Annotated in this window: 9 protein-coding genes and 1 pseudogene; 4 read left to right on the plus strand and 6 right to left on the minus strand. The window is 58.2% G+C overall.

From position 1 onward, the window contains the following. Positions 1-45 precede the first annotated feature (45 nt). A pseudogene (gene rplU / locus ACIOWE_RS12760) lies at positions 46-291 on the minus strand (50S ribosomal protein L21); the annotation flags it as partial. Positions 292-531: 240 nt separating this feature from the next. On the opposite strand from rplU, the gene ACIOWE_RS12765 reads away from it, so the two are divergent. The 3 genes from ACIOWE_RS12765 (at position 532) to ACIOWE_RS12775 (ending at position 2,430) form a co-directional block, all read left to right on the plus strand. After that, positions 532-1,500 (plus strand): polyprenyl synthetase family protein, encoded by a 969-nt coding sequence (locus ACIOWE_RS12765; protein ID WP_192562456.1) that lies wholly within the window; start codon positions 532-534, stop codon positions 1,498-1,500. 125 nt (positions 1,501-1,625) lie between these two features. Then, positions 1,626-1,967: a zinc ribbon domain-containing protein YjdM gene (locus ACIOWE_RS12770; RefSeq protein WP_003228364.1), complete on the plus strand. Its 342-nt coding sequence runs from the start codon at positions 1,626-1,628 to the stop codon at positions 1,965-1,967. A gap of 205 nt (positions 1,968-2,172) precedes the next feature. Further along, positions 2,173-2,430, plus strand: a complete 258-nt coding sequence (locus ACIOWE_RS12775) for a hypothetical protein (RefSeq protein ID WP_025108780.1) — start codon at positions 2,173-2,175, stop codon at positions 2,428-2,430. 134 nt (positions 2,431-2,564) lie between these two features. On the opposite strand, the gene ACIOWE_RS12780 is transcribed toward ACIOWE_RS12775, so the two are convergent. The 3 genes from ACIOWE_RS12780 to ACIOWE_RS12790 all read right to left on the minus strand — a co-directional run bounded on the left by ACIOWE_RS12780 (position 2,565) and on the right by ACIOWE_RS12790 (position 4,234). Further along, entirely contained in the window at positions 2,565-3,182 is a 618-nt protein-coding gene (locus tag ACIOWE_RS12780) for an FKBP-type peptidyl-prolyl cis-trans isomerase (protein WP_103303603.1), read from the minus strand. Positions 3,183-3,304: 122 nt separating this feature from the next. Continuing rightward, positions 3,305-3,610: a DUF6482 family protein gene (locus ACIOWE_RS12785; RefSeq protein ID WP_401391656.1), complete on the minus strand. Its 306-nt coding sequence runs from the start codon at positions 3,608-3,610 to the stop codon at positions 3,305-3,307. Between the two features lie 135 nt (positions 3,611-3,745). Beyond that, positions 3,746-4,234, minus strand: a complete 489-nt coding sequence (locus tag ACIOWE_RS12790; protein WP_201236736.1) for a TIGR00645 family protein — start codon at positions 4,232-4,234, stop codon at positions 3,746-3,748. A 162-nt stretch (positions 4,235-4,396) separates the two neighbouring features. Here ACIOWE_RS12790 and ACIOWE_RS12795 point away from each other — a divergent pair, with 162 nt between their 5' ends. Then, positions 4,397-6,226: a hypothetical protein gene (locus tag ACIOWE_RS12795; RefSeq protein ID WP_401391660.1), complete on the plus strand. Its 1,830-nt coding sequence runs from the start codon at positions 4,397-4,399 to the stop codon at positions 6,224-6,226. Between the two features lie 51 nt (positions 6,227-6,277). On the opposite strand, the gene ACIOWE_RS12800 is transcribed toward ACIOWE_RS12795, so the two are convergent. Together ACIOWE_RS12800 and ACIOWE_RS12805 are read right to left on the minus strand one after the other, a co-directional pair. After that, positions 6,278-6,595, minus strand: coding sequence for a hypothetical protein (locus ACIOWE_RS12800; protein WP_103303607.1), 318 nt, complete (start codon positions 6,593-6,595; stop codon positions 6,278-6,280). Between the two features lie 324 nt (positions 6,596-6,919). Then, positions 6,920-9,358, minus strand: a complete 2,439-nt coding sequence (locus ACIOWE_RS12805) for a Lon protease family protein (protein ID WP_401391663.1) — start codon at positions 9,356-9,358, stop codon at positions 6,920-6,922. Positions 9,359-9,654 lie beyond the last annotated feature (296 nt).

Raw genomic sequence — 9,654 nt, forward strand, 5'->3', positions numbered from 1 at the left:
AATCACACTGAAAAACAGAAGTACTACAATAACATTAATTTAGTCCTTACGACGACGGAACTTGATGATGCGGACTTTATCGTGACGACCTTGGGAGATCACTTCAGCCACAACAGTAGCGCCAGCAACAACTGGAGCGCCGATGTTTACGTCGTCGCCATTGGCAACCAACAGAACGCGATCAAAGGTAACGGATTCGCCGGTAGCGATTTCCAGTTTTTCGATCTTCAGGTATTCACCTGGGGCGACTTTGTACTGCTTGCCGCCAGTAACGATTACTGCATAAGACATGGTATTTCTCCGATAATCCTGCTCACCCAGCTCTTTATAAGAAGAGGTATTGGCTGGCATGGCTGCATGGGGCTGGAAGGCCCACTTGCAATTGCGTAAGGCAGGTGCTGCCCAGGAAGTTCAGGGTGCGCGATTGTACGCAAGGCGCCGCAGGCTTGCAAGTAGCCGTCCATCGCGCCTTGACAGGTCTGGACGGGGGTCCTAGCATGCCGCGCAACCCTTCTGGAGCGACTCTCGCTGATGCAACCCCAAGCTTTCTACCGCGCGGTGGCGGACGATTTTAGCGCCGTCGACGGCATCATCAAGAAGCAGCTGACTTCCCGAGTGCCGCTGGTATCGAAAATCGGCGATTACATCACCTCGGCCGGTGGCAAACGTCTGCGTCCTTTATTAGTGTTGCTGTGTGGCAAGGCCCTGGGTCGCGAAGGCGACGACATGCGCCTGCTGGCCGCCACCATCGAATTCCTGCACACCGCGACCTTGCTGCATGACGACGTCGTCGACATGTCCGGCATGCGCCGTGGCCGCTCGACCGCCAACGCCATGTGGGGCAACGCCCCGAGCGTGCTGGTCGGCGACTTCCTGTACTCGCGCTCGTTCGAGATGATGGTCGAACTGGGCTCGATGCCGGTCATGAAGATCCTGTCCCAGGCCACACGCATTATCGCTGAAGGCGAAGTGCTGCAGTTGTCCAAGGTGCGTGACGCCAGCACCACCGAAGAAACCTACATGGAAGTCATCCGCGGCAAGACCGCTATGCTCTTCGAAGCCTCGACCCACAGTGCCGCTGCATTGGCCGGTGCCAGCGCCGAGCAGAGCGAAGCCCTGCGTACCTTCGGTGATCACCTCGGCGTGGCGTTCCAGTTGGTCGACGACCTGCTTGACTACAAGGGCGACGCCGAAACCCTGGGCAAGAACGTCGGTGACGATCTGGCCGAAGGCAAACCGACCCTGCCGCTGATTTACACCATGCGCGAAGGCACGCCTGAACAGGCAGCTCTGGTACGTCAGGCGATTCAGAAAGGCGGGATCGAAGATCTGGAAAGCATTCGCATCGCCGTGGAAGCTTCCGGCTCGCTGGAATACACCGCGCAACTGGCCCGTGATTACGTGGCCCGTGCGATCAAGTGCCTCGACGCACTGCCAGCCAGCGAATACCGTGATGCACTGGTTGAGCTGAGCGAGTTTGCGGTCGCGCGTACGCACTGATCACCACGCGCAAATCAAGGGCCGCAGCCTTCTCCGAAGCCTGCGGCTTTTTGTTGCCTGCCCGCTCGCCGCTAAAACCTTATACAATGTGCGACTTTTAGCGATCCACATCCCAAGGAGCCTTAGTGAGCACGTTGCCACCCTGCCCGAAATGCAATTCCGAATACACCTACGAAGACGGCGCCCAACTGATCTGCCCGGAGTGCGCCCACGAGTGGTCGGCCAATGGCGAAGCCGAAGTGGCCTCTGACGATGCAGTGAAGAAAGACTCGGTCGGCAATGTCCTGCAAGACGGCGACACCATCACCGTGATCAAGGATCTGAAGGTCAAGGGCACCTCGCTGGTGGTCAAGGTCGGCACCAAGGTCAAGAACATCCGCCTGTGCGATGGCGACCACGACATCGACTGCAAGATCGACGGTATCGGCCCGATGAAACTCAAATCCGAGTTCGTCAGAAAAGTCTGAACCTGTTGTCATCCATCCCGCGCCCGACGTGGGATGGAGTTCCACCCTCCCCGCTTTCCCCCAGCCAATCCACGCGATAGCCATACGCCAGCCGTTTTGACCTTACGCAATCTTTACCCGCAAAAATTCACAATCAGCCAATAGGCACTTGCTATTTGATGAATAAGAATTATTCTCATTGAAACCTTTCAAGGAGATGAGAACCATGACTTATTTGATCGACGCTTGGCTGGATCGCCCACACCCGTACCTCAGAATCCTCCATCGGGAAACCGGTGAAGTCTGTGCGGTGCTTGAAGAAGAGGCCTTGCATGAGTTGCAGGATCAGGGGGATCTGGACGTCAGCAGCCTGAATTCCAGTGAGCCGCTGGTGCTCAAGGAGCTGGTGCGCAATCTGTTCCTGTTCTGCTACGCCCGAGCGTTGCGCCCGACCAGCGAACTGCATCACAAGATCGAGGTATGAAGTGCCGAAGGTACTGTGGGAGCGAGCCTGCTCGCGAAAGGGTGTATCAGGCAACTGCAGAGTTGTCTGAGAAAATGCCTTCGCGAGCAGGCTCGCTCCCACATTGTTAGCCTGTCACAGGGACAGACCAGGTCTTACAGAACGTCGAGCAGCTCGACGTCGAACACCAAAACGCTGTGCGGCGGGATGCTGCCAACGCCTTGCGCGCCGTAAGCCAGTTCGCTCGGCACGTACAGACGCCATTTGCTGCCGGCATTCATCAGTTGCAGGGCTTCGGTCCAGCCAGGGATCACGCCGCCAACCGGGAATTCTGCAGGCTGGCCGCGCTCGTAGGAGCTGTCGAACACGGTGCCGTCGATCAGCGTGCCGTGGTAGTGAGTACGCACTTGGTCTTCACGGGTCGGCTTGGCGCCTTCACCTTGAGTCAGCACTTCGAATTGCAGGCCGGAAGCCAGAGTGGTGATGCCATCACGCTTGGCGTTTTCAGCCAGGAAGGCCAGGCCTTCGCCAGCAGCGGCTTCGGCTTTGGCAGCTGCTTCGGCTTGCATGATTTCGCGGATAACCTTGAAGCTGGCGGACATTTCTTCCTGACCCACACGGCTTTCCTTACCGGCGAAAGCGTCGGTCAGGCCTGCCAGGATGGCGTCCAGGCTAACACCCGGTGGCGGGTTGTCGCGCAGCTGGTCACCCAGCTGACGGCCAATACCGTAGCTGACGCGGGTTTCGTCGGTGGACAGATTTACTTCGGACATGACACTGCTCCGCTGTGCGGACGGCCACAAGACTTGCCGTGCGTGCACAGCGCGTCCCGGCGCGCCCGGAACCAAAAGGGCGAGCAGACTAGCACAGATGCCAGACCTGTGGCGCGCCGGGCCTACAGGGCCGAGCGCCAGGCGAGCGGCAGTTTCAGGCTTTCCTCGCCACTGGCGCCGAGGCCGCACATTTCATCATGTACCGAGGTGTGTACCAGGTTGAACGGCAACACCGGGAAGCGGTGCAATAAATCCCGCGCGTGCTCGACCGAGCGCAGCGTCAGCATGTTGCCCTTGAAATCACTTAACGGGTACGCCGTGCCATGCATTCGCGCTTCGAGCAGGTAAATCCCGCCTTCCATGGAAATCAGGTTCAGCTCATCAACCTTCCTGGCGAAGGCAAACAAACTTAACTCTTGCAGGTTCATGAACGCACCTCACGCAGTGGCGAGCCAAGACATCTACAGGGATATGCCCGCACGCAACAAAGCACAAGCCACAAACGACACCGCCCGTCTGTTTCGCAACAGACGGGCGGTTCTTTTGCAGCGATCAAAGAGTGATCAGTGCTTGGTGACCTTGTCCAGATAACCCATTGCGCAGGCCGAGAGAACGAAGGTCATGTGAATGATCACGTACCACTTCAAGTGCTCGGGATCGACATTCTTGGCATCCATGAAAATCCGCAACAGGTGGATCGAGGAGATCGCCACGATCGAGGCTGCCACTTTCATCTTCAGCGACGAAGAATCCATGGTGCCCAGCCAGTTGAGCTTTTCCTTGCCTTCATCGATGTCCAGTTGCGAGACGAAGTTCTCGTAGCCGGAAATCATCACCATGACCAGCAAGCCGCCCACCAGCGCCATATCGATCAGCGACAGCAGCACCAGAATCAGATCCGATTCAGCCATCGAGAACACATTGGGAATGACGTGGAAAACTTCCTGGAAGAATTTCAGCGCCAGCGCCAGCAACCCGAGGGAGAGCCCGAAGTAGATCGGCGCCAGCAGCCAGCGCGAGGCATACATTGCGTTTTCGATAAAGCGTTCCATTGAATCTCACACAAGGGGGGTGGTAATCGGCGGCGAGTATACCAGCCACCTGTGACACCCAGAAACTGCCCGAAAATCCGCCACCTGCGCGTGTGTGGCATTTTTTTTCTGCTAGTGTCCAAACCATTGACAGCTCAGCGACAGCGGACAGGACGAGTGGAAATGGATGTGCGATTGCCGATAACGATTGCCGGAATTTGCTTGACCCTGCTCCTCGGCGGCTGCTCGCCAGGTGACGAGAAGCACGCGGTCAGCCTGGAAGAAAAGACCGCAAAGTTCGAACAGTCTCTCGATGCCATCAGCGATCCGAAGCTCAAGGACGCCGTCACCGAACTCGGCGGTTCGCTGCTGTTGCTTGAACGCGCCCAGCTCAAACTCGACAGCATTGCGGTAAAAACCGAATACGGCGAAGACGCCCTCGGCATCCTCAAGCACTACCCTGCCCCGCAGGCGCTGGTCGATACCTTCATCAATGGCCTGTTCGTGCTGCACAAGGACGCCAGCTCCGACTACCTCACGGATCTGCAACCGGTCTTCCCGTTCAATCTCAACATTCCCGGTGGCTTCCTGTTTCCCCATGGCGTGGAATGGCAGTCGGTCACCCTGAGCAACAAGCGCGTCATTGCCTACCAGCCGGAGTGGTCGGAAACCGACCCGGGCATTCAGCTAAGCCCCTCAAGCTCCAACGTCACCAATCCCGATGACCTGACCGTGACCTACCCGTTCATCGACGGTCTCGACGTGGACAAGAAAACCCAGCCACAACCGGTGAGCCTGCAAGGCAAAGTGGAAGTGATCGCGCCGCGACGTCTGTTCAGTTTCGATCTGAGTAAAAACGATGTCGGTCAGACGCGTACCGATGACAACCTCAGCGTCAAAGTGCTGAAACTGGAAAAGAACTATGCCGAGGTCGAATTCAGCAACAGCCTGCCGCTGGCTGCGGAAGTCGCCGACGCCCAGCTCAATCCGCTGATCGTTCAGGCCCGTGACGCGACCGGGCAATATCTGGTGCGTGCCGGCTCGATCAACGAGAGCCCGGAGCAAGTGTCCTTCTACGAAAAACAACTGGCACACCTGCAACAGCAGAAGACCTGGAGCGAGGCGCTGGAAAAACAGCTCGGCGACGAGCAGCAAGCCTTTGAACAACAACACCCGCGCCGCTACAACAAGGTCTATTTCAACGGCCCGATCGAAACGCTGGAAGTCAGCGTGCTCGACTTCTCGTCAGTGACCGTGACCCGCAAAACGCTGGACCTGCCCGTTCGCGCGTTTCAACAGCACACGACGGAAAAAGCCATTCAACCGCTGGATCTGCCGGTGGTGGTGTATGACGATCTGGCCGTGAACTGGCTCAAAGGCGCAAGCCTTACCGAAGAGCAGTTGAAGGCCGGTATCCGTACCCATCAATCGGTAGAAGACCCAAGCGCCGCGCGTATCGAATTTTCCCATCGCCGCACATTCAACGATGAGCTGCTTGGCGATGACTTCAATCCCGGTGAAAGTCCGGTGACGTTCTTCACTGAAAAACGCAGCGGCAAACTCGATGAACCCATCGAACTGCCGCCCGAGGCTTATAAGGTTGATCCGTTGCGAGCGACGATCACCTACGATTTGAATCTGTTCCCGGAAACCCCGGCAATCGCCGTGGGCTCGATGCCGCTGTTTCTTGCAACGGTCGACAAGAAATCCTACGACGCCAAGTCTCTGCCAAAAGGCCTGGAGATCAAGAACAACACGTTGGTGGTGGACCTGAAACTGTTCCCCGCCAACGAGTGGCGATTCTTCGTCAAGGACGACAGCGGCAATTACCTGAAGCAGATTCTTTCGGTCAGCCACGATGCGAGCGCGGAAGGCCCGGCGCTGTTTGGCGTGCATTACTTTTATGGCCATCCAACACACGTGGAGACCTATCAGCGAACCGACCTCGCCACTGTGCAATACGGCTTTGAGGTCAAACTCGATAAGGCGTCGTTGCCTGAGACTGCGCCTTGAAGAGCACAGTCAAAAGATCGCAGCCTGCGGCAGCTCCTGCAGGGGTACGCGTTAATTGAGGCTGCGGCCTCGGCCACCATTGATTTGCCGTAGCTGGGCTTGCAGGTGCAGGCTCCAGATCTGCGGATCATCGGCCAACTGATAGCCGTGCATCGTCAGGCTCTCAACGATAGTGTCAAGGATTGACTCGGCGGCGATCGGTCCGTGGAACGGGCCCTGGGCTTTGATGGCGGAAGGTTGTTCGCCAGCCATGCCGGCAGCGAAGAGCAGAGTCCACATGCCGTTATCGCCGGCCAATGGTTTGATGGCGCATTCGATGCGGGTCACAAGACCCAAGCATTGACGGGTGAGGCAGAGGTTGCGCGACATGGCGGCGACCCTCGGTGAAGCTGGTATTCAGCCCTCACGGGAGGACTGGCTCGATCCAGTGATACTGTCGATATCCTTGAGCTGAGAATAGAAGAAAAGTCCGCCGCGCAAGCCGGATAGAACCAAAAGGCGCCGAATGGTCATTGTGTGAATATTGGCGCCAGAGTGATGGCACATTTCCCGAAGATCACTGCAAAAACAATCTGTAAAAACACTGTGGGAGCGAGCCTGCTCGCGAATGCGGAGTATCAGGCAACTTATTTGTCATCTGATACACCGCTTTCGCGAGCAGGCTCGCTCCCACAGTTTTTACTGCGTTCAGGCTTAGGCCGGTTTGGCTTCGGCCAAGGCTTCCTGCGCCAACTCCTTCTCGGCTTCCTTGAGGTCTTCTTCGCTGATCATTTCGGCGATGTCGCGCAAGCGCTCGACCACCCGTGCGTTAATGCTGCCTTCAGGGAATTCGCCCTCCTCGTTCGGCGCACCCGCGGGTTCGCCGACCAGCAGACTCAACGCCTCATCAGCCTGACGCACCGCATAAACGTGGAATTGCCCGGCGCGCACCGCCGCCAGCACTTTCTCGTCGAGCATCAGCGTGGCCACGTTGGCTTGCGGAATGATCGCGCCCTGCTCGCCCGTCAAACCGCGTGCCTCGCAGAGACGGAAGAAACCTTCGATCTTCTCGTTGACCCCGCCGACCGCCTGCACTTCACCGAACTGGTTGATCGAACCGGTGATCGCAAAGCACTGCTTGAGCGGGGTCTTCGACAGCGCCGAAATCAGCGTGCAGGCCTCGCCCAGCGACGCACTGTCGCCATCGACGTAACCGTAGGATTGCTCCAGCGCGATGCTCGCGGAAATCGCCAGCGGGAATTCCTGGGCGTAACGGCTACCCAGATAACCGGTGAGGATCATCACGCCTTTGGAGTGGATTGGCTGGCCGAGATTGACCTCACGCTCGATGTCGACGATGCCGCTGCCGCCCGGGTACACCGTGGCGGAAATCCGCGCCGGCACACCAAACGCCGAGTCGCCGACCTCAAGCACGGTCAGGCCGTTGCACTTGCCAACAGCCGCGCCATCGGTGTCGATCAGAATGATCCCGGCGAGCATGTCGTCGAGAATCCGCGCCGACACACGACCAGTGCGGGTGGCTTTGGCTTTCAGCGCTCGTTCGATATGACCGGCATCGGTCATTTCATCGCCGGCCAGATGACGGATGAAATCCGCTTCGCTGACCAGTTGGAACAGATCGCCAATACGCGCCGACAACCGCCCCTGGTACTCGGCAAGACGTGCACTGTAAGTCGCCAGACGCGCCACCGCATCGGCGGTCAGCGGCGCCATGCCTTCTTCCGAAGTCCGGGTTTTCAACAGCTGGGCGAATTGCTCCAGGCTCTCGTCGACCATCGGGATGTCTTCGTCGAAATCGACCAGAACGCGGAACATCTCCTGGAAGTCCGGATCGAGATCTTGCAGCGTGTAGTACAGCGACCGCGCACCGATGATGATGACTTTGACCTGCAACGGAATGTGCTGCGGGTTGAGCGTCACCGTGGCGAAACGGCCCATCTCGCCCAGCGGCGATTCCATTTTCAGCTTGCGCGATTGCAGGGCGCGTTTGAGCGCATCCCAGACAAACGGCTCGCTGAGCATTTTTTCCGCTTCAAGGATCAGGAAACCACCGTTGGCGCGGTGCAACGCACCCGGACGCAACTGACGATAAGTGGTGTAGAGCGCGCCCTGATCGGTGGTGTATTCGATGCGGCCGAACAGGTTTTCATACGTCGGGTGCGGCTCGAATACCACCGGCGCACCACCGCTGGCCGGATGACCGACCACCAGGCTCGGCGCGTATTGCTCTTCCAGCAACTTGCGCGCGACGGCGTCGGTCTTGCTGTCGTCAACCAGTTGCTCGACCACGGTTTTCAGCAAATAGACTTGTACCGCTTGCAGGTAACCGCAGACCGCAGCGTTCTCGGCGTACTTCTCCGACAGCGGCGACAGCAACGGCTGCAAGGCCAGCGTGATGGTTTCTTCGTTGAGCGAACGCAGTTGATTGTTCGACTCGCGTTTCCACTGCGGCAGGCTGGCGAGTTCTTCGTTCAGGCGCTCTTCGAGGCCGGAGATGTCTTCGTGGAAACGCTCGCGATCAGCTTCGGGCAGTTGGGCGAATTCGGCTTCGTCCAAGGCTTTGCCATCGAGCATCGGCGTGAAGGCAATGTTGCTGCTGTCGCGGTACAGGGCGACGTCTTTTTCCAGGGCCAGACGCTCGATGATGTCGAGGGCCTTGTCGTAGCGCTGATTGAAAGCGCGGTCGATGGCGCTTTTTTTCTGCTGGTAGGACGGGTGCTCGAATACCGCCGGAAAAGTCGCCAGCAGGTTATCGATCAAACCGTTGATGTCACCGATGAACGCGCCGGCAGTGCCTGAAGGCAACTCCAGGGCGCGGGGCTCGCGTGGCTCGTCGAAGTTGTTGACGTAGACCCAGTCGGCCGGGGTCTGCAGGCGTTTGCCTTCAGCCTTCAGGTAGCGTTTGACGAACGAAAAGCGACCGGTACCGGGTTCGCCCATGACAAAGACGTTGTAACCGGGGCGTGGCATCGCCACACCGAACTGCAAGGCTTCGACCGCGCGTTGCTGGCCGAGCACACCGCGAAAGGGCTCCAGATCATTGGTGGTAGTGAAGCTGAACTGTTCAGCGGAAAACGGACGGGTCAGCGCTTCAGGCGCTAGACGCAAGCTGGCAGCGACAGGATCAGGCATCGGGCTTCCTTAACAATCAGGCGGGGCAGATAGCGGCATTCTGGCGCTGCCCGTGCCCCACTGGCAAGGCGCGCCATGTGACAAAGCATAGACAACTCGCCCGCTGCGCAGCAGCCCCCCGGAAACCGGGCTTATGACCGAATCTTTTGTAAAAAATCACGGAACTGCGGGAACGTGCCTAAACTCCAAACTGCGCGGCTGGAACTAATACCGGCCCACTGGCTTCGTTTGGGTCTGTTTCGTACAGAGCTTGGGGGGCCAGAACCCTGTCCATTGGTATGCACACAAAGAGAACA

Source organism: Pseudomonas sp. NPDC087598 (assembly GCF_044743525.1).
Lineage (GTDB): Bacteria > Pseudomonadota > Gammaproteobacteria > Pseudomonadales > Pseudomonadaceae > Aquipseudomonas.